General features: G+C 71.3%; 25 protein-coding genes. 10 read left to right on the forward strand and 15 right to left on the reverse strand.

The annotated features are described in order from the left end of the window. The first annotated feature begins 473 nt into the window (after nucleotides 1–473). The 3 genes from trpS (at nucleotide 474) to ACWDYJ_RS30475 (ending at nucleotide 3,231) form a co-directional block, all read left to right on the forward strand. Nucleotides 474–1,487 (forward strand): tryptophan--tRNA ligase, encoded by a 1,014-nt coding sequence (trpS, locus tag ACWDYJ_RS30465; protein WP_451568814.1) that lies wholly within the window; start codon nucleotides 474–476, stop codon nucleotides 1,485–1,487. Between the two features lie 102 nt (nucleotides 1,488–1,589). Continuing rightward, entirely contained in the window at nucleotides 1,590–2,186 is a 597-nt protein-coding gene (locus ACWDYJ_RS30470; protein ID WP_451568815.1) for a 2'-5' RNA ligase family protein, read from the forward strand. A gap of 157 nt (nucleotides 2,187–2,343) precedes the next feature. Continuing rightward, the gene (locus ACWDYJ_RS30475) at nucleotides 2,344–3,231 is read left to right on the forward strand and encodes a YhjD/YihY/BrkB family envelope integrity protein (RefSeq protein ID WP_451568816.1); all 888 of its coding nucleotides are present in this window, start codon (nucleotides 2,344–2,346) and stop codon (nucleotides 3,229–3,231) included. 21 nt (nucleotides 3,232–3,252) lie between these two features. On the opposite strand, the gene ACWDYJ_RS30480 is transcribed toward ACWDYJ_RS30475, so the two are convergent. Continuing rightward, nucleotides 3,253–4,719: a D-alanyl-D-alanine carboxypeptidase gene (locus ACWDYJ_RS30480; protein WP_451568817.1), complete on the reverse strand. Its 1,467-nt coding sequence runs from the start codon at nucleotides 4,717–4,719 to the stop codon at nucleotides 3,253–3,255. Here ACWDYJ_RS30480 and ACWDYJ_RS30485 point away from each other — a divergent pair. Continuing rightward, nucleotides 4,658–4,903 carry an SCO4848 family membrane protein gene (locus ACWDYJ_RS30485; RefSeq protein WP_451568818.1) on the forward strand — a complete coding sequence of 82 codons (246 nt, stop codon included), beginning with the start codon at nucleotides 4,658–4,660 and terminating at the stop codon, nucleotides 4,901–4,903. The two genes, ACWDYJ_RS30480 and ACWDYJ_RS30485, sit on opposite strands and share 62 nt — an antisense overlap. Beyond that, on the forward strand, nucleotides 4,900–6,339 hold the full coding sequence (locus ACWDYJ_RS30490) for a metallophosphoesterase (RefSeq protein ID WP_451568819.1): 1,440 nt from the start codon (nucleotides 4,900–4,902) through the stop codon (nucleotides 6,337–6,339). Before ACWDYJ_RS30485 ends, ACWDYJ_RS30490 begins: the two co-directional genes overlap by 4 nt. Nucleotides 6,340–6,415: 76 nt before the next feature. On the opposite strand, the gene ACWDYJ_RS30495 is transcribed toward ACWDYJ_RS30490, so the two are convergent. Continuing rightward, entirely contained in the window at nucleotides 6,416–6,928 is a 513-nt protein-coding gene (locus ACWDYJ_RS30495; RefSeq protein WP_451568820.1) for a MarR family winged helix-turn-helix transcriptional regulator, read from the reverse strand. 120 nt (nucleotides 6,929–7,048) lie between these two features. Between ACWDYJ_RS30495 and ACWDYJ_RS30500 the strand changes: the two genes are divergently transcribed. Continuing rightward, nucleotides 7,049–8,290, forward strand: coding sequence for an MFS transporter (locus ACWDYJ_RS30500; protein ID WP_451568821.1), 1,242 nt, complete (start codon nucleotides 7,049–7,051; stop codon nucleotides 8,288–8,290). A gap of 3 nt (nucleotides 8,291–8,293) precedes the next feature. Here ACWDYJ_RS30500 and ACWDYJ_RS30505 read toward each other — a convergent pair whose 3' ends face one another. The 7 genes from ACWDYJ_RS30505 to ACWDYJ_RS30535 form a co-directional block, all read right to left on the reverse strand. After that, a complete protein-coding gene (locus ACWDYJ_RS30505) occupies nucleotides 8,294–9,022 on the reverse strand; it encodes a TetR family transcriptional regulator (RefSeq protein WP_451568822.1) in 729 nt (242 codons plus the stop codon). Between the two features lie 11 nt (nucleotides 9,023–9,033). Further along, nucleotides 9,034–9,465, reverse strand: coding sequence for a thiol-disulfide oxidoreductase DCC family protein (locus tag ACWDYJ_RS30510; RefSeq protein WP_451568823.1), 432 nt, complete (start codon nucleotides 9,463–9,465; stop codon nucleotides 9,034–9,036). Between the two features lie 3 nt (nucleotides 9,466–9,468). Continuing rightward, the gene (locus ACWDYJ_RS30515; protein WP_451568824.1) at nucleotides 9,469–9,873 is read right to left on the reverse strand and encodes a hypothetical protein; all 405 of its coding nucleotides are present in this window, start codon (nucleotides 9,871–9,873) and stop codon (nucleotides 9,469–9,471) included. Nucleotides 9,874–9,957: 84 nt separating this feature from the next. Then, nucleotides 9,958–10,701, reverse strand: a complete 744-nt coding sequence (locus tag ACWDYJ_RS30520) for an alpha/beta fold hydrolase (RefSeq protein ID WP_451568825.1) — start codon at nucleotides 10,699–10,701, stop codon at nucleotides 9,958–9,960. A gap of 185 nt (nucleotides 10,702–10,886) precedes the next feature. Continuing rightward, on the reverse strand, nucleotides 10,887–11,411 hold the full coding sequence (locus ACWDYJ_RS30525; RefSeq protein WP_451568826.1) for a hypothetical protein: 525 nt from the start codon (nucleotides 11,409–11,411) through the stop codon (nucleotides 10,887–10,889). A gap of 42 nt (nucleotides 11,412–11,453) precedes the next feature. Next, nucleotides 11,454–12,554: a serine hydrolase domain-containing protein gene (locus ACWDYJ_RS30530; RefSeq protein WP_451568827.1), complete on the reverse strand. Its 1,101-nt coding sequence runs from the start codon at nucleotides 12,552–12,554 to the stop codon at nucleotides 11,454–11,456. A 95-nt stretch (nucleotides 12,555–12,649) separates the two neighbouring features. Further along, the gene (locus ACWDYJ_RS30535; RefSeq protein WP_451568828.1) at nucleotides 12,650–13,249 is read right to left on the reverse strand and encodes a TetR/AcrR family transcriptional regulator; all 600 of its coding nucleotides are present in this window, start codon (nucleotides 13,247–13,249) and stop codon (nucleotides 12,650–12,652) included. 39 nt (nucleotides 13,250–13,288) lie between these two features. On the opposite strand from ACWDYJ_RS30535, the gene ACWDYJ_RS30540 reads away from it, so the two are divergent. After that, nucleotides 13,289–13,621, forward strand: coding sequence for a rhodanese-like domain-containing protein (locus ACWDYJ_RS30540; protein ID WP_451568829.1), 333 nt, complete (start codon nucleotides 13,289–13,291; stop codon nucleotides 13,619–13,621). A gap of 157 nt (nucleotides 13,622–13,778) precedes the next feature. On the opposite strand, the gene ACWDYJ_RS30545 is transcribed toward ACWDYJ_RS30540, so the two are convergent. From ACWDYJ_RS30545 to ACWDYJ_RS30565, 5 genes are all read right to left on the reverse strand, one after another. Beyond that, complete coding sequence (locus ACWDYJ_RS30545) at nucleotides 13,779–14,546, reverse strand: succinate dehydrogenase iron-sulfur subunit (RefSeq protein ID WP_451568830.1); 768 nt, start codon at nucleotides 14,544–14,546, stop codon at nucleotides 13,779–13,781. Then, nucleotides 14,546–16,300, reverse strand: a complete 1,755-nt coding sequence (gene sdhA, locus ACWDYJ_RS30550) for a succinate dehydrogenase flavoprotein subunit (RefSeq protein ID WP_451568831.1) — start codon at nucleotides 16,298–16,300, stop codon at nucleotides 14,546–14,548. Before sdhA ends, ACWDYJ_RS30545 begins: the two co-directional genes overlap by 1 nt. A gap of 24 nt (nucleotides 16,301–16,324) precedes the next feature. Further along, nucleotides 16,325–16,807 carry a succinate dehydrogenase hydrophobic membrane anchor subunit gene (locus ACWDYJ_RS30555; protein ID WP_451568832.1) on the reverse strand — a complete coding sequence of 161 codons (483 nt, stop codon included), beginning with the start codon at nucleotides 16,805–16,807 and terminating at the stop codon, nucleotides 16,325–16,327. Nucleotides 16,808–16,812: 5 nt separating this feature from the next. Beyond that, complete coding sequence (gene sdhC, locus ACWDYJ_RS30560; RefSeq protein WP_451568833.1) at nucleotides 16,813–17,193, reverse strand: succinate dehydrogenase, cytochrome b556 subunit; 381 nt, start codon at nucleotides 17,191–17,193, stop codon at nucleotides 16,813–16,815. Between the two features lie 152 nt (nucleotides 17,194–17,345). Next, nucleotides 17,346–17,990 (reverse strand): 2-oxo-4-hydroxy-4-carboxy-5-ureidoimidazoline decarboxylase, encoded by a 645-nt coding sequence (locus tag ACWDYJ_RS30565; RefSeq protein WP_451568834.1) that lies wholly within the window; start codon nucleotides 17,988–17,990, stop codon nucleotides 17,346–17,348. Nucleotides 17,991–18,323: 333 nt separating this feature from the next. Between ACWDYJ_RS30565 and ACWDYJ_RS30570 the strand changes: the two genes are divergently transcribed. The 3 genes from ACWDYJ_RS30570 to ACWDYJ_RS30580 all read left to right on the forward strand — a co-directional run bounded on the left by ACWDYJ_RS30570 (nucleotide 18,324) and on the right by ACWDYJ_RS30580 (nucleotide 21,890). Then, entirely contained in the window at nucleotides 18,324–19,061 is a 738-nt protein-coding gene (locus ACWDYJ_RS30570) for an RNA polymerase sigma factor (protein WP_451568844.1), read from the forward strand. Further along, nucleotides 19,061–20,086 (forward strand): hypothetical protein, encoded by a 1,026-nt coding sequence (locus ACWDYJ_RS30575; RefSeq protein WP_451568835.1) that lies wholly within the window; start codon nucleotides 19,061–19,063, stop codon nucleotides 20,084–20,086. The genes ACWDYJ_RS30570 and ACWDYJ_RS30575 overlap by 1 nt, the downstream gene beginning before the upstream one ends. A gap of 310 nt (nucleotides 20,087–20,396) precedes the next feature. After that, on the forward strand, nucleotides 20,397–21,890 hold the full coding sequence (locus ACWDYJ_RS30580; protein ID WP_451568836.1) for a SulP family inorganic anion transporter: 1,494 nt from the start codon (nucleotides 20,397–20,399) through the stop codon (nucleotides 21,888–21,890). Nucleotides 21,891–21,967: 77 nt separating this feature from the next. On the opposite strand, the gene ACWDYJ_RS30585 is transcribed toward ACWDYJ_RS30580, so the two are convergent. Beyond that, entirely contained in the window at nucleotides 21,968–22,846 is an 879-nt protein-coding gene (locus ACWDYJ_RS30585; protein ID WP_451568837.1) for a L,D-transpeptidase family protein, read from the reverse strand. Nucleotides 22,847–23,000: the final 154 nt, after the last annotated feature.

Raw genomic sequence — 23,000 nt, forward strand, 5'->3', positions numbered from 1 at the left:
CTGAAGCTGCCGGGCGCCGGATCCACGTTGACGGCGCCGCGGCCGGTGGTCGACATGCAGCACCGGCGGCTGCTGGTCCGCTTCAGCCGCAACGGCCTCGTCGGCGTTTGAGGCGCGGGTCTGGGCGGCGCCCGGAAGGCCCGGTGCAGCGGTTGGCCGGGCCTGAGGCCGGAGCCCAACCCGGCCTCGCCGGCGTTTGAGGCGCAGGGGCGGACGGAGTGTGGGAGGCCCCGTCCAGCGGTTGGCCGGGCCGGGGGCCCCAGCACGAACCAGCCCCGCCGGCGTTTGAGGCGCCGGGGCGGGGCGGCACCCCGGGGGCGGGAGGAAGGGAAAGCGGTCGCTCGGCCGGGGCAAGATCCGGACGGGTCGCTACCGTCCGGTACCCGCGTGCGGCCCGGCGCCGGCCCCGCGGCGCGGACCGGTTCCGGCCAGCGCGGGGCCGAACCGCGCCCCCAACCTGAGAGAATGAAGCCATGGCTTCTGATCGTCCTCGCGCGCTCTCCGGTATCCAGCCCACCTCCGGTTCGTTCCACCTCGGGAACTACCTCGGAGCCATCCGCCAGTACGTCGCACTACAGGAGACGCACGACGCCTTCTACATGGTCGTCGACCTGCACGCGATCACCATGCCGCAGGATCCGAAGGATCTCCGCGCGAACACCCGCCTGTCCGCCGCGCAGCTCCTCGCGGCCGGCCTGGACCCGGACCGCTGCACGCTGTTCATCCAGAGCCACGTGCCCGAGCACGCGCAGCTCGGCTGGGTGATGAACTGCATCACCGGTTTCGGCGAGGCCAGCCGGATGACCCAGTTCAAGGACAAGTCCGCCAGGCAGGGCGCGAACAACGCCACCGTCGGCCTGTTCACGTACCCGATCCTCCAGGTCGCCGACATCCTCCTCTACCAGGCGAACGCCGTCCCGGTCGGCGAGGACCAGCGCCAGCACATCGAGCTGACCCGCGACCTGGCCGAGCGCTTCAACCAGCGCTTCGGCCAGACCTTCACGCTCCCCGCCGCGCACATCGTCAAGGAGGTCGCGAAGATCTACGACCTCCAGGACCCGGCGATCAAGATGTCGAAGTCGGCTTCGTCCCCCAAGGGCCTGATCAACCTCCTCGACGAGCCCAAGGTCACCGAGAAGAAGATCAAGAGCGCGGTCACCGACACCGAGGCCGAGATCCGTTTCGACACCGAGAAGAAGCCCGGCGTCAGCAACCTGCTCACGATCTACTCCACTCTCACGGGCGAGACGATCCCCGCCCTGGAGACCCGGTACGAGGGCAAGGGCTACGGCGCGCTGAAGACCGACCTGGCCGGCGTGATGGTCGATTTCGTCACACCCTTCAAGCGGCGCACCCAGGAATACCTGGACGACCCGGAGACGCTGGACTCCGTCCTGGCCAAGGGCGCGGAGAAGGCCCGCGCGGTCGCCGCCGAGACCCTGGCGCAGACGTACGACCGCCTCGGCTTCCTGCCCGCCAAGCACTGACGCCCAGAGGCTCTGGCGGTCGAGGGGGTGCTGCCGCCACACTGAGGCGGCAGCATCCGCGCATCGCGCATCCGCGCCAACAGACAGACGGAGGAGACAGACGTGGGGACCGTAACGCTCGGCGTTTCGATCGCGGTCCCGGAGCCGTACGGCAGCCAGCTCCAGGGGCTGCGCGCGGGCTTCGGGGACGCTGCCGCGCACGGCATCCCCACGCACGTCACCCTCGTACCGCCCACCGAGGTGGACACGGACCGGCTGCCGCTGATCCGGGCGCACCTGGCCGAGGTCGCGCAGTCCTTCCGCTCCTTCGCGATGCGCCTGGCGGGGACGGGAACCTTCCGCCCCCTCTCGCCGGTCGTCTTCGTCCAGCTCGCCGAGGGTGCCGCGGGCTGCACCCGCCTCCAGGGCCGGGTCCGTGATCCCGAGGGGCCGCTCAGCCGCGAGCTGGCGTTCCCGTACCACCCGCACGTCACGGTCGCCCACGGGATCGCCGAGGACGCGATGGACCGGGCCTTCGCCGAGCTCGGGGACTACGCCGCCGAGTGGCTGTGCGAGGGCTTCGCGCTCTACGAGCAGGGCTCGGACGGCGTCTGGCGCAAGCTGCGCGAGTACCCCTTCGGTACGGGCCCCACCGGCGTCCCGGCGCAGTCCGTGTCGACCACCGACACGGCCGCGGAGGCGGCGGCACGCCGCTCCTGACGCAGCGGCCGCAGGGCCTGGAAGGTGCGGAAACGGAGCCTTCGCAGGACCAGGGCGTGGAACGGACGAGCCGTCGGGGGAAAAGTCACAATCGACGAACTTAGTCCCCGAAAGCGACAATCCCGGCTATTTCCGGCGTCTGAATTACGGTGACCGCATGGACTGGCTGACGAAACTCCCGGTGATCGGTCCGCTGGTGGCCGCCCTGACGCGGACCCACGCGTGGCGTTCCTACGAGCGTCTCGACCACGTGCACTGGACCCGGCTCGCCGCCGCCATCACCTTCATCAGCTTCCTCGCGCTCTTCCCGCTGATCACCGTGGCCGCCGCCGTCGGGGCCGCCCTGCTCAGCCAGGAGCAGCTCGACACGCTCCAGAAGAACCTCGCCGAGCAGGTCCCCGGCATCTCCGACCAGCTCGACCTCGACGCCCTCGTCGCCAACGCCGGCACGGTCGGTCTCGTCGCCGGCGCCCTTCTCCTCTTCACCGGCATCGGCTGGGTCGGCTCGATGCGCGACTGCCTGCGCGCCGTGTGGGAGAAGGACGACGAGGACGAGGGCAACCCCTTCGTCCGCAAGGGCAAGGACGCCCTCGTCCTCCTAGGCCTCGGCGGCGCGGCCCTCGGCTCGGCCGCGGCGTCGATCGTCGGCTCCAGCGCGGTCGGCAAGTTCGGCGAGCTCCTGGGGATCCCGCGCGAGGGCGCGGGCGGCGCGCTGCTGCGCGGCGGGGCCTTCCTCGTGGGTGTGCTGGCGGCCTTCCTTCTCCTGCTCTACGTCCTGACCCTGCTGCCCGGCGTCGAACCGGCGAGGGGCCGCCTGATCCAGGCCGCCCTGATCGGCGCGGCCGGCTTCGAGCTCCTGAAGCTGCTGCTCAGCGGGTACATCCGGGAGGTCGCCGCGAAGAGCATGTACGGCGCCTTCGGCGTCCCGATCGCCCTGCTCCTCTGGATCAACTTCACGGCGAAGCTGCTCCTCTTCTGCGCCGCCTGGACGTCGACCCGCGACTACAGTACGGAGGAGGGTACGGAGGAGGAACCGGCCTCCTAGCCGCCCCCGGCCGCCCAGCCCTCAGCTGTCCCATCCGCTCTCGCCGCCCGAGCCGCGGCGGCCGCGGGGCCGGCGGCGGTTGAACGCGAACGACCCGCCCGCCAGGACGGCCAGCGCGCCGCCCGCGATGCCGACCGCCGTGCCGAGGCCGCTGCTGCCGGAGTCGTCCCCGGCCGCCGAGGCGTTGTTCTCGTGGGACTTGGCGGGGGAGCCGAGGGACGTGGTGTCGGCGCTCTTCGGTGGCACCAGCTCGCCCACAGGCTTGACCTTGCCGGCCGCCGCGAAGCCCCAGTCGAAGAGGGAGGCGGTCTCCTCGTAGACCGAGTTGGCGCCGCCCGTGTCCGGGTTCATCACCGTGACCAGCAGTTTCCTGTTCCCGCGCTGCGCCACGCCGGTGAAGGTGGAGCCGGCCATGGTGGTGTTGCCGTTCTTCACCCCGGCGATGCCCTTGTAGGGGGTGATGCCCCCCGCGCCCGTCATCAGCCGGTTGGTGGTCTGGATCTCGAAGGTTTCGCGCGGCTTCCCGGGCTCGTGCTTGCCGGGGAACTCCGCGGTCACCGTCCTGGCGTACTCCCGGAAGTCCTGCTTCTGCAGCCCGGAGCGGGCGATGAGGGTGAGGTCGTAGGCGCTCGACACCTGGTCCGGGGCGTCGTAGCCGTCCGGCGAGACCACGTGGGTGTCCAGGGCCTGGAGTTCCTCGGCGTGCGCCTGCATGTCCTTGACGGTCTTCTCGATGCCGCCGTTCATGGCCGAAAGTACGTGCACGGCGTCGTTCCCGGACTTGAGGAAGACCCCGAGCCACAGGTCGTGGACGGTGTACTCGTGGTCCTCCTTGACCCCCACCAGGCTGCTTCCCGGGCCGACGTCCGACATCTCGTCCCAGGTGACCTTGTGGACCTGCTCCTTGCGGAAGCCGGGCAGCAGGGTGTCGGCGAAGAGCATCTTCAGGGTGGAGGCGGGGGGCAGCCGCCAGTGCGCGTTGTGTGCCGCCATGACCTCGCCGCTCTCGGCGTCCGCCACGATCCACGAGCGCCCGCTGAGGTTGGCGGGCAGGGCGGGCGCGCCGGGCAGCAGGTTCACCTGGGTCCCGGGCTGCCCGAGCCGCGCTCCGCCGACCGTGGACATCGAGGCGGGCGGCGCGGGGGCGGCCGGGGCCGCCGCCTTGCGGGCCTGCGGCTTTCCCTTCCCGTCCGTGACGGGGACCGGGGGCTTCACCGAGGGGTCGGCGTGTGCGGAGGCCGCGAGGACCGCAGGGACCAGCAGCGCGGCGGAAAGGACCGTCAGCGCGGTCTTCTTGGCATACACGCAGGTGAAAGTACATCCTGATTGGCTGTCTGCCGTCGCTGACCGGCCAACCCGCCGCAACCACCGCCGGTACAGCCCACCCCGGCGCGTCCTTCCCGCGTAGGAATCCGATACTGGGGACATGAAACTCAGCCGCAGCGCCTCCTGGTTCCTGTTCGCCTTCGGAGTGTGGAGCTGGTTCATCTGGGTGTCCTTCGTCCGGAACCTGTGGAAGAACAGCAGCGGCCTCGCTTTCGACGCGGCCGGTGATCCTACGGGGTACTTCTGGGTCCACCTTCTCCTTGCCGTGGCGTCCTTTCTCCTGGGGACGGCCGTTGGTGTGATCGGGTTGCGCGGCCTGCTGGCGCTGAGGCGGGAATCACGATGACCGTTCTCGTCTTCGTCGCGGTCGCGGCGGCGGTGCTGTCCCTGCTGGTTCTCGTCCACCGGTGGCTCTGGATCCGGCTGGTCCGTGACACGACCCGCGCGGGGGGTGCGGTACGCCGTACAGGTACCGTCCTGGCCTTCGCGCTGCCGCTGCTGTCGGTGGCCGCCCTGACCTCGGGCCGGTTGGGGGCTCCGTTCTGGCTGGAGCGGCTGGTGGCGTGGCCGGGCTTCATGTGGCTGGCGGTCCTGCTGTACCTGACCCTGGCCGTGCTCCTGACGGAACCGGTCCGAGCCCTTTGGCTCCGCCGGTCTGCGGCTCCCGCCCCTCGATCGCCGGAGGGGCTGGTTCACGCGGGTTCGGGGCGGGGCCCCGACGGCCCCGCCGCAGACGGTGCGGTGACCGGGTCCGGGGCGCAGACCCACCACGCGGCGCAGCCGCACATGCGGCAGAGCGGGGACGGGGCGGAGACGGCGACGGCCCCGCAGAGCCCGGCCCCCACGGCCACGGCCCCCATGGTCACGGCCGACCCGGTCACGGCCCCCGCGGTCACCGCGGTGGTTGGATCCGTCGGGGCGGCCGGCGCGGACGGAGGGGCGGCGGCCCCCGGCGGGGTCAGCCGGCGGGTGTTCGTCGCGCGGACGCTGGGGGCGGCGGCCGTCGTCGCGACCGGCGTCACCGTCGGCACCGGAACCTACGGAGTACTCCGCGGGCCGCGCGTCAAGCGGGTCCAGGTCCCCCTCGCCCGGTTGCCCCGCGCGGCGCACGGCTTCCGTATCGCCGTCGTCAGTGACGTCCACCTCGGCCCGGTCCTCGGCCGGGCCCACGCCCAGCGGGTCGTCGACGCGGTCAACCGTACGCAGCCGGACCTGATCGCGATCGTCGGCGACCTCGTCGACGGCGACGTCCGCGACCTCGGCCCGGCCGCCGAGCCCCTGCGCGGGCTGCGGTCCCGTCACGGCAGCTTCTTCGTCACCGGCAACCACGAGTACTTCTCCGGCGCCCAGCAGTGGGTGGACCACGTCCGTGAACTCGGCCTGACACCCCTGGAGAACGCCCGCCGCGAGCTCCCGCACTTCGACCTCGCCGGGGTCAACGACATCGCGGGCGAGAAGGAGGGGCACGGCCCCGACTTCCAGGCGGCCCTCGGGGACCGCGACCGCGCGCGCACTTCCGTGCTCCTGGCCCACCAGCCGGTCGTCATCGACGACGCCGTCCGCCACGGGGTGGACCTCCAGCTCTCCGGCCACACCCACGGCGGCCAGCTCTGGCCGGGCAAGTACCTCGCCGAGCTGGCGAACCCGACCGTCGCGGGCCTGGAGCGGTACGGGGACACGCAGCTCTACGTGTCCCGGGGCGCCGGCGCCTGGGGTCCGCCGGTCCGGGTCGGCGCGCCGTCCGACATCACGGTCGTCGAGCTCGCCTCGTACCAGGCCTGACCGGGCACCACCTGGGCCGGGCCCCGGGACGCGATGCGCCGGCGGATCCGTTGCGCGGCGGCTGCGTGGTCGCGGTTCAGCCGCCGCCCGGGGTGTCGCCGTGGGCGAGGAGGAGGCGGTGGAGGGCCTCGGCCAGGGTGGTGGACGTGTCGCGGTCCAGTGGGGCCAGGAGCTGGGCGTAGTGCTCGAGGTGCGCCTCCATGACGCGTCCGGTGAGCTCCCGGCCGCGCTCGGTCAGGCGGATGCGCACCGAGCGCCGGTCGGCGTCGTCGCGGACGCGTTCGACCAGGCCCTTGGCCTCCAGGCGGTCGATCCGGTTGGTGATGGCGCCCGAGGTCACCATGGCCGCCGGGATCAGGGAGCCCGCGGTGAGGGCGTAGGGCGGGCCTGAGCGGAGCAGGCTGGCCAGGACGTCGAACTCGCCGACCTCCAGCCCGTGTTCGGCCATGAAGGTCTTGAGCTGCTTGTCGATGATCCGCGTCATCCGCTGGATCCGGGCCAGGACCTCGACGGGCCACAGCTCGTCCGCCAGGTCGGGGCGTTCGGCCGCCCATTGGCCGACGACGGTGGCCACCATGTCGTTCTTCATGGGGCCCAGGATAGCCGCGATTACCTCAACGTTAAGACACTTGACGCTGAGGTAATCGGCCTGCTTTTATCTCAACGTTTAGATACTTAAGGTTGAGAAAATGAAGGGGAGTGGCCGTTCATGTCCGTCACCACCGGACCCGCCGGAAGCGGGACCGCGACGCCGAAGGCGCCCGGCGCCGGGGCCCGCCGTCCCGTCCCCGTCTTCTGGCTCGCCCTGCTGGCCACCCCCATCGCCGCCGGGGCCAACGCGCCGGTGCTGATCCTCCCCGACATGGCCACCTCCCTCGGCGTCGGCGCGGGCACCGCCGGCTGGCTGCTCACCGCCTTCGGCTGGGCCATGGCCGTCGGCACCCCGCTGTTCGCCGGGCTGCTGCGCCACCGCGGCCTGACGGCGGTGCTCCGGCCGGCCACCCTGCTCGTCCTCGCCGGCACCCTGCTCGTCGCCGTCTCCCCGTGGCTGCCGCTCACCCTGCTCGGCCGCTGCGCCCAGGCCGCAGGGGGCGCCGGGCTGGTGGCCGCCGCCATCAGCCTCGCCGGAAGCGCCCGCCGTATGGGCGTCATCAGCGCGGGCTTCGGCATGCTCGGCGCCGCCGGGCCGCTGCTCGGCCGGGCCCTCGCGGATTCCCTGTCCTGGCGGCTCGCCCTCGCCGTCTCCGCGCTCTCCCTGCTCGCGCTGCCCGCCGTCATCCGGCACGCCGGTACGGGGACCCCGCCCGCGCCCGGCCGGTTCGACGCCCGGGGCGCCGCCCTGCTGACCGCCCTCGCCACCGCCCTGGTCCTGCTGCCCACCGCGCCGCTCTCGGCCCTGGGCGGGGCCCTCGCCGCCGCCGCGCTGCTCGCCCTGCACGTCCGTCGCCGCCCGGCCGGCTTCGTGCCCGCCGCCCTGCTCCGCCGGCCCGCCTTCGTCGTCTCCGCGCTGCTCGCGCTGGCCCTGTCCGCGTCCTACTTCACGCTGCTCTTCACGGTGCCCCGGCTGCTCGCCGACCGCGCCGGATGGGACGCGGCATCCGCCGGAACCGGTCAACTGGTCGCCCTGCTCGCCGGATCCGCCCTGTCCTGGCTGCTCGCCGCCGCCTCGACCCGGATGAGCCGCACGGTGGTCCGTACGGTCCTGGTCTCGATCGGCGCGCTCGCCGCCCTCACCGGGGCGTACGCCACCTCGGGACCGCTGCTCCTGGCGGCCACCGCTGCGGGCGTGTTCACCGCCAGTGCCGCCAACGCCATCCTGTCGACGCACGCCGTCGCGAGCGCCTCCGATCAGACCCAGCGCCCCAGCGCCATCGGCCTGTTCACCCTCTGCTACCAGCTCGGCGGCGCCTTCGGCCCCGCCGTCGCGACCCTGCTGGTCCTCGGCGCCTGAGGCTCAGCCCTCTTCGGGGTGCGGGTCCGAGGCGCGCTTGCGGGACACCGCCGTCTGCGCCATCCCCGGCAGGAAGTCCGCGAACAGCTCGTGCACCTCGCGCACCAGCGGCCGCAGCACCCGGAACCGGGCGAGGACGATGCCCCTCGTCGTCAGCTGCGCGCCGCGCTCCGCGAGGCGCCGCGTCTTCTGACTGTCCGGCGAGCGGTCGAAGACCCAGTACAGGACCAGTCCCATCTGCGAGAGCCACATCAACTCCGGCAGTACGTCGGCCAGCTCGTCCGGCACCTTCGTCTTCGCCCCGGCCAGCACCTCCCGGTGCATCTCGATCGCCGCCCTGCGCGCCGGTTCCGATTCCGGCGAGAAGGGGCTGAGCGGACTCTCGGGATCCGCCGCGTTCTTGAAGAACTGTGACGCGAACTCGTGGTACGGAGCGGCGATGTCCAGCCAGCTCGTCAGCACCCCCGCGAGCCGCTTCTGCAGATCGGTCTCGCTGTCCAGGATCGGCCGGACGGCGGCCTGGTGGGCGGCGCCGATCCGGTCGTAGAAGCCCTGGACCAAGTGCTCCTTGGACGCGAAGTAGTAATAGGCGTTGCCGACCGAGACCCCTGCCTCCTTGGCGATGGCCCGCATGGTCGTCTTGTCGAACCCGCGCTCCTGGAAGAGCCGGAGAGCGGTTTCGAGGATGAGCGTGCGGGTCTGCTCGCTCTTGGGCGCCTTCTGATCTGTCACGGTGTCCGAGCCTATCGGGGTGCGGAGCACTGATCGTCACAGACCGCTTCTCCGGGCTCCGCTTCGGCGTCGGTGCGTACGGCGTGCCGCACCGCGGCGACCGTGTACATGGCCGCCTTGGCGAAGGGCCGACCTGCCGGGGTGGCCAGCCAGTCGGCCCTCGGCCGGTGCTCGGCCAGCGCCCACAGACACACGATGAAGGCGTCGGTCCCGGTCCACACCTGCCCCTGGTCGCCGACCACGGTGATCTCGCGGAGCGTCGAGGCGTGGTCCAGTCGCGGGAACCGCCGCTGCGCCTCGAAGGACGCGGCGGGGACGAGCCACAGCGGCACCAGGCACCGCTGCCCGAGGAGCCACTGCCGGATGTGGACGCAGACCGGGCAGTTGGCGTCGTAGAGAACGGTCAGGTGGCGGATGGCCGTGGTCCGCGCTGCCGGGGCCATCGGTCAGACCCCTGCCGGAGCGGTCCAGCCCTGGGGGGCGACCGGCGGCGTCTGCCGGCGCTCCATGATTCCGCGGCGGCGCATCTTGTTGAGCACCCAGACGTTGCCGAGGTGCATGACGCCGAGGACGAGCAGGACGACGCCGAGCTTGACCGAGAGCACCTCGAAGAGGCCGCGGGCGTCGTACATCGGCTCGCCCGAGCGCAGGTGGAGGGCGACGAAGCCGAGGTTCACGAGGTAGAAGCCGACCACCAGGAGGTGGTTGACGGCGTCCGCGAGTTTCTCGTCGCCGTGAAGGACGTCGGCGATGAAGACGCGGCCGTTACGGCTGAGCGTGCGGGCCACCCAGATCGTGAGTCCGATGCTGATGACCAGGTAGGTGATGTACGCAATCACGGTGAGGTCCATTGCCCTCAGCCCCCTTGAACATGTTCAACTGCTGACGTCGTTGACTGTAGACCTTCTTTTGAACATGTTCAAGCCTTCTGCGGGTCACCGGACCGAGTGCAGGAACTCCCTCAGCAGCTTCGTGATCTCCGCCGGGCGCTCCAGCGAGGGCAGGTGGCCCGCCCAGGGGAGTTCGCGGTGGGTGGCGGCCGGGATCAGGGTGGGCAGTTCGGCGGCGATGCGGCGGAAGTCCGGGAGGTCGTGGGCGCCGCCGAGGGCGAGGGTCGGGGCGGTGACGGCGGTCAGGTCGGTCTCCGGCTCCGGGAGCTCGTGGTCCTCGGTGTCGGCCGGGCAGCCCTGGACGTTGCCGAGCTGCATCTCGCGTACGGCCGCGTGAGCGGCCTCGTCGGCGTACGGGCCCAGCCAGGTGCGCGCGTTCAGCTCGGCCGCGCCCGCCAGGTCGCCGGCCTCCATCAGGGCGTCCTCGGCGGCGCCGAACTCCCGCGTCTGCGGGCCAGGCCGGAATCCCGGGCGGCCCGCGCAGAGCAGGGCCAGGCGGGTCACCCGCGCCGGGTGCCGGGCGGCGATGCGCAGCGCGACCCGGCCGCCGTAGGAGGAGCCGATGAGCGCGGCCCGCTCGATGCCGAGGTCGTCCAGCAGTGCGAGGACGTCCCCGTCGTCGCTGTACGGGCCCTGCGCGGCGGGGGAGTCCCCGCAGGGCCGGAAGTCGGGCCGGACCACCCGGAACCCGGCCTCGGCCAGCGGTCCCCACTGGGGGTCCCACAGGCGCCGGTCGCAGACGGAGGAGTGCAGGAGTGCGACGGCCGGCCCGTCGCCGGGTCCGGCCATGTCATGGGAAAGGATCCGTGGCCCGATCCTCCCGGCCCGGACGCCACCCCGTTTCCGGCCCGCCCGTACTGTCTACGGCCCGCCGGTGGACGTACGAGGCCCAGCGCGGCCGGTCGGCCGCCACGGCATGGAACGTCCGTACCGCCGGCCGAGGGTGGCCCGCGCCGCGCCTACGGTCGGGACCGTCAGATGCTGAGCGAGCGGGCGTAGTTGATCTGGCCCATCACCCACTGCATGGTGTACGCGTCGGTCGCCGGGATCATCGTGGAGTGGTGGCGGCCGCCACTGGTGACCGTGATCTGGATGTAGCCCGTGGTGACCTTCTCCTTCATCAGGAGGAACAGCAGGCCGATCAGGCAGAACAGCGCGAAGACGATCGCCAGCACGATCGCGTGGGTCGGGATCTTCTCCTCGGTGCGCGAGAAGTCGGTGGCGTTCCATACCGCGCCCCGGAGCGGCATCGAGCCCGACGGGGTGATGATCTGGTCGCCGGAGATGGTGATGTCGCCCAGCGACAGGGTGGGGCCGTGGCCGGGGGCGGGGACCATGTGCGAATGGCCGCCCGGTATGCCCGCGCCGCCGATGGTCGGCTGGTAGGCCTCGGAGGCGGGGTAGGGCTGGGGGTAGCCGTAACTGGCATCGCCGGGACCCCACCTGTAGTCGCCCTGACCCGGGTCGCTCGCGTACGGATTCGGCTGCTGCTCGCTCATGCCTCCGATCCTTCCACAGTGCCCCGCCTCCCTGAAGCCCTGTCAGAGGGCGGCGGCGATCAGGCGGCTGATGTGCTCGCGCATCGCGGTGCGGTCGGTGGAGGCGGGGAGGAGGGAGTAGACGACCGTGCGGGCGGGCCCGCCGGTCGTGCCGAACACTCCGCTGGTGGACGGGCCCATGGAGCCCGTCTTGCCCCAGACGACGGCGCCGTCGATCTCGGCGCGCATCATGCCGCTCATGCTGTAGCGGTCGGTGCCGGCGGGCGGGAGGGTCGGCATGGCGAACAGCTGCTGCTGCTGGGCGGGCCTCAGCAGCCGGCCGTGCAGCAGGGCGGCCAGGAACCGCTCCAGGTCGGGGGCGTTGGAGATCATGCCGCCCTCCGACCAGGCCCACGGCTCGATCTCACCGGAGTCGGCCAGCGCCGGGGCCGGGACGGAGCGGTCCCCGGGCTTCGGGGAGTAGGTGTGCCGCAGGGCGAGCGGACGGGCGATCCGGCGGTGGACCTCGTCGGCGTAGGACCGGCCGGTGGCCTTCTCGATCACCATGCCGAGGAGGAAGTAGTTGGCGCCGTTGTACTGCTGTGTGAGGACGGGGTACTGGGGTGCCGGGCACTTCGGGTCGGTCCAGTGGGCGATGACCTGTTCCGGGGTCGCGGCCGTTACGCCCCCGAACGGTACGCACGGCATCTCCAGGCCGCTGGTGTGGCTCAGGAGCTGGCCCACGGTGATCGGCTTCCAATGCGCCGGGAGGGTGCCGGGGAGGATCTCCTGGACCGGGGTGTCCAAGGTGAAGCGGCCCTCGCCGATCAGCTGGAGCACCACGGTGGAGGTGAACAGCTTGGTGATGCTGCCGATCCGGAAGTTCGCGGCCGGGTCCTGCGACAGCGGACCGGTGGCCCCCGTCCACCTCACGCCGTGCCCGCCCACGCGGACCAGGGTGCCGCTCGCCATGAGGCCCGGGGCCATCGCCTCGGCCAGGGCGGTGGTGTCGACCGGCCGGTGCCCGACGCCTGCGGTCACGGGTGCGGCGGGAGCCGCCGAGGCCGGCAGGGCCCCGGCGGTGAGGGCCGCGACGGCCGCGCCGGCGGCGATGAGGGTGGTCCAACGGGCCGTGCGGGCAGCGGAGTTCTTGGGGTTCGTCATGGCTGTAAGCCTGGTGTGAGGAAGAACCGCCGACCATGGGTGACACCCCCCGCCCGACCCTGTGTCGACCCTGACCGGGCATGGGGTCCCGACCCCTAGGCGAGGACCCCGCGCGCGAGGCGGCGTACTCCCTCCCGGACGCGCCGCTCGCCCAGCTCCGGCAGCAGGGCGGCGACGTGCTCGGCCGCCAGGGTGGCCAGGAGGGCGTGCGCGGTGTGGGTCGGGTCCGGGGTCCCGGCCAGCAGGATCGAGAGGTGCTGGTGCCAGAAGCGGTAGGCGCCGATGCGGTAGCGGGCGCCGGGGGTGGCCGTCTCCGAGACCCGTACGAGGTCCAGGTGCTCCAGCAGGTAGTCGAGGTAGGCGTCGGTGAAGGCGGTGATCCGGTCCGCGGCCGGGGCGCCAGGGCCCAGGGGTGGCGGGCCGGACAGGATCGCCTGCTGGAGTACGCGTTCCCGCGCGTCCAGCAGCGCGACCGCCAGCCCCGACTTGTCGCCGAAGCGCCGGAAGAGCGTGCCCTTGCCGACGCCGGCGGCCGTGGCGATCTGGTCCATGGAGACCGCCTCCACCCCGTGCTCGGCGAACAGCGCGGCGGCTGCTTCCAGGACGGCGGCGCGGTTGCGGGCGGCGTCCGCCCGTTCCTTCGGCGGTGGGGTGATTGCGTAAGCGGACTGCGGTCCGTTAATGTCTCGTTCCACAAGCGGACTATAGTCCGTTTCTAGTGAAAGGGCATGGCCATGACGGCACTCATCACCCGTGAAGAACTGCGCACCGCGATAGCCGAGCGCTCGGTCACCGTCCTCGACGCCCTCGGCGGCGAGTACTACGCCCAGCAGCACCTGCCCGGCGCCCTCGAACTCGTCCGCGCGGACGTCGACGACCTGGCGCCGGACCTGCTCCCCGACCTCGACGCCGCGATCGTCACCTACTGCTCCAACCCGGCCTGCCCCAACAGCGGCCAGGTCGCCGACCGGCTGACCGCCCTCGGCTACACCAACGTCCGCAAGTACCGGGAGGGCATCCAGGACTGGGTCGAGGCCGGACTGCCGACCGAGACAACCGCCGCCTGATACGACGAAGGCCCCGCCCCCCACGGACAAGATCCGGAGAGGGTGGGGCCTTGACGGCCACCGGCCTCAGCCGAGACCGGCGGACGGAGTCCGGCGCAGCCTCTCGAAGCCGGAGAGGCCCGCCAGGGCCGAGCCGCGCGAGAGAGGCGTCAAAAAATCAGAAACGCCGGGTGATCAGGGCGCGCTTGACTTCCTGGATCGCCTTCGTGACCTCGATGCCGCGCGGGCACGCGTCGGTGCAGTTGAAGGTCGTGCGGCAGCGCCACACGCCGTCCTTGTCGTTCAGGATCTCCAGCCGCTGCTCGCCGGCCTCGTCACGCGAGTCGAAGATGAAGCGGTGCGCGTTGACGATCGCCGCCGGGCCGAAGTACTGGCCGTCGTTCCAGAACACCGGGCACGAGGACGTGCACGCGGCGCACAGGATGCACTTGGTGGTGTCGTCGAAGCGCTCGCGGTCCTCGGCGGACTGCAGGCGCTCGCGCGTCGGCTCGTTGCCCTTGGTGATCAGGAACGGCATGACGTCGCGGTACGCCTGGAAGAAGGGCTCCATGTCGACGATGAGGTCCTTCATCACCGTGAGGCCCTTGATGGCCTCGACGGTGATCGGCTTCTCCGGGTTGATGTCCTTGATCAGCGTCTTGCAGGCGAGCCTGTTCTTGCCGTTGATCCGCATCGCGTCGGAGCCGCAGATGCCGTGCGCGCACGAGCGGCGGAAGGTCAGCGTGCCGTCGAGGTCCCACTTGATCTTGTGGAGACCGTCGAGCACGCGCTCCTTCGGGTCGATCTCGATCTGGAAGTCCTGCCACTCCGCCTGGTCGGAGACCTCGGGGTTGAAGCGGCGGATCCGGAACGTGACCGTGATGAAGGGCGAGGCCGCGGCCGCGGCCTCCATCTTGTCCGTCTTGCTCAGGGTCGGGGTGCCCATCAGTACTTACGCTCCATCGGCTGGTAGCGGGTGACGACGACGGGCTTGTAGTCGAGCCGCACGGAGTCCGTGCCGTCGTCGCCGACCTCGCGGTACGCCATGGTGTGGCGCATGAAGTTGACGTCGTCGCGGTTCGGGTAGTCCTCGCGGTAGTGACCGCCGCGGGACTCCTTGCGCGCGAGCGCGGACACGGCCATGACCTCGGCCAGGTCGAGCAGGTTGCCCAGCTCGATGGCTTCCAGCAGGTCCGTGTTGAAGCGCTTGCCCTTGTCCTGGACGGACACGTTCTTGTAGCGCGCCCGCAGTTCCGCGATCTTCTCGACCGCGGTCTTGATGGTCTGCTCCGTACGGAACACCATCACGCACGCGTCCATCGTCTCCTGGAGCTCCAGACGTAGCTCCGCGACCCGCTCGTGGCCGTTGGAGTCGCGCAGCTGCTCGACCAGGTCGATGACCTGCTGCGCCGGGTTCTCGGGCAGCTCGACGTAGTCGTTCTCGTGCGCGTACGCGGCCGCCGCGATGCCCGAGCGCTTGCCGAAGACGTTGATGTCCAGCAGCGAGTTGGTGCCCAGGCGGTTCGCGCCGTGCACCGACACGCACGCGACCTCGCCGGCCGCGTACAGGCCGGGCACGACGGTGGTGTTGTCGGCCAGGACCTCACCCTCGACGTTGGTCGGGATGCCGCCCATGGCGTAGTGCGCGGTGGGCTGGATCGGGATCGGGTCCGTGTACGGCTCGATGCCGAGGTACGTACGGGCGAACTCGGTGATGTCCGGGAGCTTCGCGTCGAGCTGCTCCGGCGGCAGGTGCGTGAGGTCCAGGTACACGTGGTCACCGGCCGGACCGCAGCCGCGGCCCTCACGGATCTCGGTGTAGATGGAGCGCGAGACGACGTCACGGGACGCGAGGTCCTTCATGACCGGCGCGTACTTCTCCATGAAGCGCTCGCCGTCCTTGTTGCGCAGGATGCCGCCCTCACCGCGGGCGCCCTCCGTCAGCAGGATGCCCATGCGCCAGATGCCCGTCGGGTGGAACTGGAAGAACTCCATGTCCTCCAGCGGCAGGCCGCGGCGGTAGCAGGCTGCCTGGCCGTCACCCGTGAGGGTGTGCGCGTTGGAGGTCACCTTGAAGAACTTGCCGGTGCCGCCCGAGGCGTAGATGACGGACTTCGCCTGGAACACGTGGATCTCGCCGGTGGCGAGCTCGTACGCGACCACGCCGGCCGACTTCTTGACGCCGTCGACCTCGACCAGCAGCTGGTCCAGGACGTAGAACTCGTTGAAGAACTCCACGCCCTCCTTGACGCAGTTCTGGTACAGGGTCTGGAGGATCATGTGGCCGGTGCGGTCCGCGGCGTAGCAGGACCGGCGGACCGGCGCCTCGCCGTGGTTGCGGGAGTGCCCGCCGAAGCGGCGCTGGTCGATGGTGCCGTCCGGGGTGCGGTTGAACGGCAGGCCCATCTTCTCGAGGTCGAGGACCGCGTCGATGGCCTCCTTCGCCAGGATCTCGGCGGCGTCCTGGTCGACCAGGTAGTCACCGCCCTTGACCGTGTCGAAGGTGTGCCACTCCCAGTTGTCGTCCTCCACGTTGGCCAGCGCGGCGGCCATGCCGCCCTGCGCGGCGCCCGTGTGGGAGCGGGTGGGGTAGAGCTTCGTCAGCACGGCGGTGCGGCTGCGCTTCGTCGCCTCGATGGCGGCGCGCATGCCCGCGCCACCGGCGCCGACGATCACGGTGTCGTACTTGTGGATCTTCATGAGTCGATTCGCCTCAGCCCGTGCCTAGCGGATGTTCGGGTCGAAGGTGAAGATCACCAGCGTGCCCAGAAGGATGGTGAACACCGTGGCGGTGTAGAGCAGGCCCTTCAGCCACAGCCGCGTGTCGGCGCGCTCCGCGTAGTCGTTGATGACGGTACGCAGACCGTTGGCGCCGTGCAGCATGGCCAGCCACAGCATCAGCAGGTCCCAGACCTGCCAGAACGGGGACGCCCAGCGGCCGGCCACGAAGGCGAAGCCGATCTTGGAGACGCCGCCGTCCAGCACCAGCTGGATGAGCAGGTGGCCGATGACCAGGACGACGAGCACGATGCCCGACAGGCGCATGAAGAGCCAGGCGGCCATCTCGAAGTTGCCGCGGGTCGAGCGCGGCGTCTTGCCGGTGCGCTTGCGCGGGGCCTCGATGTACGGCGCCGGGTTGTCGACGTCGTAGAGGGAGACGCCCTCTACGGCGCCGATGCCCTTGGTCGAAGAAGTGTCAGAAGACATGTGTGTCACTTCCCGAACAGTTCAAGGTAGGCGTGGCCGAGTACGGGCAGGATGGCCCCGATCATCAGCAGGACCCAGATGCCCATGACGGACCAGAGCATCTGCTTCTGGTAGCGCGGGCCCTTGGACCAGAAGTCCACGGCGATCACACGCAGACCGTTGAGCGCGTGGAAGAGGATTGCGGCGACGAGGCCGTATTCCAGCAGCGCGACGATCGGCGTCTTGTAGGTAGCCACGACATCGTCGTACGCCTCGGGGGAGACGCGGACGAGAGCGGTGTCGAGGACGTGTACGAACAGGAAGAAGAAAATGAGGACGCCGGTGACTCGATGAGCCACCCAGGACCACATTCCTTCCCGGCCGCGGTACAACGTTCCAGCCGGCACGGAAAACCCTCCGGAAGCGGGGCGGGGGCCAGCCGGCTTCTTTGTCGGTCGGGCCCGGCCGGGTACGGTCCTCCGGCCCCGGACATCGTAGCGACGCTTTGTCGGTTCCCTCGCGCGGGGGCCATCGGTGTGATCAAACAGGCACGGACGGACTATCCCACAGGGGCGAACAGCCCGAAATCCGCCTCGGACAGCCCATCGGTCGGGTCCTGACCGTCCTGACCCCCCGCGCCGTCCAGGAGCGAGGGCAGCCGGTCCAGCAGCCGGGCCAGCCGGCCCCGCGCGAGGAGTCGCAGTTCGTCGGCCGAGACGGAGCGCTCCTCGTCGACCTCGTGGGCCATCCTGCGGCGGATCGCGGCCAGCAGCTGGGCCACGTGCTCGTCCGGTGGATGCCCGTCCAGGCAGATGACGAAGGCGTGCCGGAAGGTGCGCTCGTACTCGGCGCGGGCCGCGTCGAGGGCGAGGAGCGCGGCGTACGGGGCCCCGTGGCCCAGCTGCGCTGAGGACTCCCGGGCCAGCGCCTCCGTCAGGTCGCCCTGGGAGAGGTCGTACGAGGCCTCGTCGGCGGCGGCCAGCAGGGAGGCGGTGTCCGGGTAGGGGCGGTGGGAGGCCAGCCGGTGGGCCCAGCGCCGGCTGCCGCAGCAGTGCAGCAGGGCCGCCCGGGCGACTTCGGGCGGCAGGCCGTTGAATCGCGCCAGCCCGGAGCCGGAGACGGCGCCGCGAATCTGCGCCGGAAGGTGGCTGGACAGCGGAGGTCTCCTCGGGGCGTGACGCGGGTGTCCCGCCACGCTAGCCATGCCGGGCGCGGTGTGTCGTACCCATACGGGGATTTCACCCGGAAGTGAGCCGAAAGGATGACTCGGGCGGGTGTGACCGGCCGGAAAAAGGTGCTGGAGACTGGGGAGGGCGACCGAGGCCGCCACCCCCCACAGGAGAGGCCCCGGTCGCCGTCCGTCACGGACTCGTGCGACAAGCCCGTACCCCTGTCAGCGCCCTGAGTGCGTTTTGTGTCACACCTCGCTCCGCGCAGGGTTGGTTGCTGGTTGTACAACGCGTGGACGGGAGGTGCCTGATAGCCGTAACGTGCGGATTTGCGCCAGACGTACAGGACAGTGAACGGGTTGGGGACTTTGCTGGGGGACGACGCGGAGCTGACCGCCGCGGTGCTCGCGGCACAGGACGGCGACGAGATCGCGTTCCGGACTGTGTACCGGGCCGTGCACCCACGCCTGCTCGGATACGTACGCACGCTCGTCGGGGACGGCGACGCGGAAGACGTGACCTCCGAGTCCTGGCTGCAGATCGCCCGCGACCTCGACTCCTTCACCGGTGACGCCGACCGCTTCCGGGGCTGGGCCGCCCGCATCGCCCGCAACCGGGCCCTCGACCACATCCGCATGCGCGGGCGCCGGCCCGCCATCGGCGGCGACGAGACCGAGCTGACCGGGCACGCCGCCGACTCCGACACGGCGGGCGCGGCCATGGAGGCCCTGTCCACCGGCCGCACCATGGCGCTGATAGCCCAGCTCCCCCAGGACCAGGCCGAGGCCGTCGTCCTGCGGGTCGTCGTCGGCCTGGACGCCAAGAGCGCGGCCGAGACGCTGGGCAAGCGGCCCGGCGCGGTCCGCACGGCCGCGCACCGGGGGCTGAAGAAGCTGGCCGAGCTGCTGGCGAACGAGCCCGGCGGGGCGGCCGGCCTCGAACTCGAACGCGAAGCGGAACCGGACGGGCGTGTCGGCCATAATGCCGATGACCCGGCACGGGAGCGAGATCTCGGCGCCGTACCGGCGCAGCGCGGGCGCGCCGGAGGTCTCGTGGAAGAAACCGGTGTGACGCATTCACGTTGGCGGACGCAGAAGGACATGTGATGGCCGACGAGCACAACGGGTGGCTGGACAGAGCCGCGGCGGAAAAACTGCTGCGCGGAGAACCGGCCGGCCCGGCCGGATCCGGCGCCGACGAGCGGGCCGAGGCCGAGGCCGCCCGGCTGCGCGCCGCCTTGGACTCCCTGACCGTGCACCCGTACCCCGGACGGGAACTGCCGGGCGAGGCCGCCGCCCTGGCCGCCTTCCGCGCGGCGCGGGGCAGGGCGCCCGACGCCGAGCGGCCCGCCGCACCCGCCGCGTCCGGCCGGCCCCTGATCGACCTGCCCCTGGTCGACCTGGCTCCGCCACCCCTCGTACGGATTCCCGCGCAGCGGCGCGGGAGCGCACCCCTGCGCTTCGGGCTGGCGGCAGCCCTGGCCGGCGTCGCGGTCGGCGGGATCGCGGCCGTCGTCGGCAGCGGCCTGCTGGACGGGGCCGCGCACCACACGGCGGGCCCCGCGCCGGCCGTCTCGGTCAGCGTCGACTCCGACCCCGACCCCGCGGGCGACACCGCCGGCCCCACCCTCAGCCCGCTCCTGCGGCCGACCCCGCGGCCCGGTGGCGACGAGGCGACGAGCAGCCCGGGCGCCTCGCGCACGCCGGGCACGGACACCCGTACGACCCCCGGGGCCACCGGCGGCAGCCCCTCGGGAGCGGCCGCCGGGGGCACCGGCGCGAGCGCCGGCACGGGCACCGGCTCCACGGGCGGCCCCAAGGACCTGTTCACCGACAAGACCGGCGGCGGCGGGGAGAGCAGCGGCACGGACCCGGACCCCGGCCGGGTGGACCAGGCCCAGCCCGCGGAGCTGTGCCGGGAGCACCGCGCGGGCAAGCTCACCGGCGAACGCCGCGAACGCCTGGCCAAGCTCGCCGGCGCGCTCGCGAAGATCCCGCGCTTCTGCGAGACGCTGCTGGACGGGACCCGCGACGGCGCCCCCAAGAGCGGCGCCGAGGGCGACGCCGGGGTCGAGCCGCCCCGGGCGCCGACCCAGAACGCGAGCGGCTCGCTCGGCTTCCGCACCCGCTGAAACACCGGCGGAACACGTTCGCGCGGCAGGCAGTAACACTTTTCGAACCGGTGACGCAGTACGTATCGAGCCGACTGGTCATCGGCCGCGCATGAGCCGGGGTTCCCCCCGTACCCCTGGGCTCTGCGCAACCGGCGCGGGCGGGGCACGTTCCCCCGGCCCTGCCCGCGCCCTCAACGTCCCGCCGCCACGGCGGTGGCCGCCGCCCCCTCACGTACGCTGGTGAGGGCGGCCCGACGCTGCCCCCCCTGGTCTGCCGAGTGGGGTGTGCCGAGTCCGACAGGTGTCCGTTCTTTTGTCTTCTTCCGTCGTGTCCCCGTCCCCCGGTGCCCGGTTGCGCGGGCTGCGCCCGGACTGGCTGAACGACCCGAAGGTGTGGCGTACCGAGGTACTGGCCGGCCTCGTCGTCGCCCTCGCGCTGATTCCCGAGGCGATCTCGTTCTCGATCATCGCCGGTGTCGATCCGGCGCTCGGCCTGTTCGCCTCCTTCACCATGGCCGTGGTGATCTCGGTCGTCGGCGGACGGCGGGCCATGATCTCGGCGGCGACCGGCGCCGTCGCGCTGGTGATCGCGCCCCTGAACCGTGAGCACGGCCTCGGCTACCTGATCGCCGCCGTCATCCTGGCCGGTGTCTTCCAGGTCGCGCTCGGCGCGCTGGGCGTGGCCCGGCTGATGCGGTTCATCCCCCGCTCGGTGATGGTCGGCTTCGTCAACTCCCTCGCCATCCTGATCTTCATGGCCCAGATCCCCGAGATGTGGGACGTGCCCTGGGCCGTGTACCCGCTGCTCGCGGCCGGCCTGGCGCTGATGGTGTTCTTCCCGAAGGTCACCACGGTGGTCCCGGCCCCGCTGGTGTCGATCGCCATCCTGACCGTGATCACTGTCGCCGCCGCGATCGCGGTGCCGACCGTGGGTGACAAGGGGGCGCTGCCGTCCTCGCTGCCGGTGCCCGGCCTGCCGGACGTGCCCTTCACGATGGACACGCTGACGACGATCGCCCCGTACGCCTTCGCCATGGCGCTGGTCGGCCTGATGGAGTCGCTTATGACGGCGAAGCTGGTCGACGACATCACCGACACGCACTCCAACAAGACCCGCGAGTCCATCGGCCAGGGCGTCGCCAACATCGTCACCGGCTTCTTCGGCGGCATGGGCGGCTGCGCCATGATCGGCCAGACGATGATCAACGTGAAGGTGTCCGGCGCGCGGACCCGGCTGTCCACCTTCCTGGCCGGCGCGTTCCTGATGGTGCTGTGCATCGTCTTCGGGCCGGTCGTCTCCGACATCCCCATGGCCGCCCTGGTCGCGGTGATGGTGATGGTGTCCTTCGCGACCTTCGACTGGCACTCCATCGCGCCGAAGACGCTGAAGCGGATGCCGGCCGGGGAGATCGCCGTCATGGTCATCACGGTGATCTGCGTCGTCGCCACGGACAACCTGGCCATCGGCGTGGTCGTCGGCTCGGTCACCGCCATGGTGATCTTCGCCAAGCGTGTCGCGCACCTCGCCGATGTCACCGCGGTCACCGACCCGGACGGCACCACGGTGGTCTACTCCGTGACCGGCGAGCTGTTCTTCGCCTCGTCCAACGACCTCGTCGGACGGTTCGACTACACCACCGGCGCCGACAAGGTGGTCATCGACCTGACCGCCGCCCACGTATGGGACGCCTCGTCCGTCGCCGCCCTCGACGCGATCGAGACCAAGTACGCCCAGCGCGGCAAGAGCGTCGAGATCATCGGCCTCAACGACCCCAGCGCCGACCTCCACGGCAAGCTGACCGGCGAACTCGCCAGCCACTGAGCCTCCCGACCGCCCCGCGACGCGGAGAGGACCCCGGCCGAAGGCCGGGGTCCTCTGTCGTCGGGCCGGATCACCGGTCACCAGTAGACGACGACCTTGTCGCCCTCCTTCACCTGGTCGAACAGCGCCGCGACCTTGCCCTTGTCCCGGACGTTCACGCAGCCGTGCGAGGCGCCGCTGTACCCGCGGGTCGCGAAGTCCGAGGAGTAGTGCACGGCCTGGCCGCCGCTGAAGAACATCGCGTAGGGCATGGGCGTGTGGTAGAGCGTCGACGTCCATTCCTTCGCCTTCCAGCCCACGTTGAAGACGCCTTCGCGGGTCGGGGTGTTCTCCGAGCCGAAGCGCACGTCCATCGTGGAGACGACCTTGCCGTCGATCATCCAGGCGAGGGTGCGGCTCTCCTTGCTGATGCACATGACCCGGCCCTCCATGCAGCGCGGATCCGGCGCGTCGACCTCGTTGGTGGTCGGCGGGCGCAGCTCCTCCTCGGTCGGCTGCTTGCTGAGGCTCTGGATCTTCTGCCAGGTGGCCTCGTCGACGGAGCCGTTCGGGTGAAGGCCGTTGTTCGCCTGGAACGTCTTGACCGCCGACGTCGTCTTCGACCCGTAGAAGCCGGTGGGCGCCACCGAAATCAGCTTGAGCTGGCGCAGCCGCGCCTGGAGTTCGCGGATCTGCTCGCTCTCGTCGCCGTTCGCCATGAGCGGCTTGGCGGTCGGAGAGGCCGAGCGCGCGGGCGCGTCGGAGGAGGACTGCGGGGCCGAGGGTGACGGGGCGGGCGAGGACTCGCCGGGCTTGTCGTCCTGCGCCGCGGACGGGGAAGCCGCGGGCGAACTGGCGGCCGAGGACGGAGCCGGGGGAGCGGAAGCGGGCTTCTGCGGACCACAGGCGGTCGCGGCGAGCGCCACGGCCGTGGCCAGGCCGAGCGTACGGATGATGACTCTCTGGCGGTGCTGCATCGCGGTGTCCCCCGAATTCAACGTCGTGTATCTAGGTGATGCTTCGCGGGCGTGGACAGTTGCAGACGTTCTCCAGATGTTGCGCCCTTGTGACCAGCGGCCGTCGCGGGACGGTTGTATCAGTCCCGGGCGCGCGGCGCGGCATCGGTTCTTC

It is taken from the genome of Streptomyces sp. NPDC003042 (genome assembly GCF_053591315.1).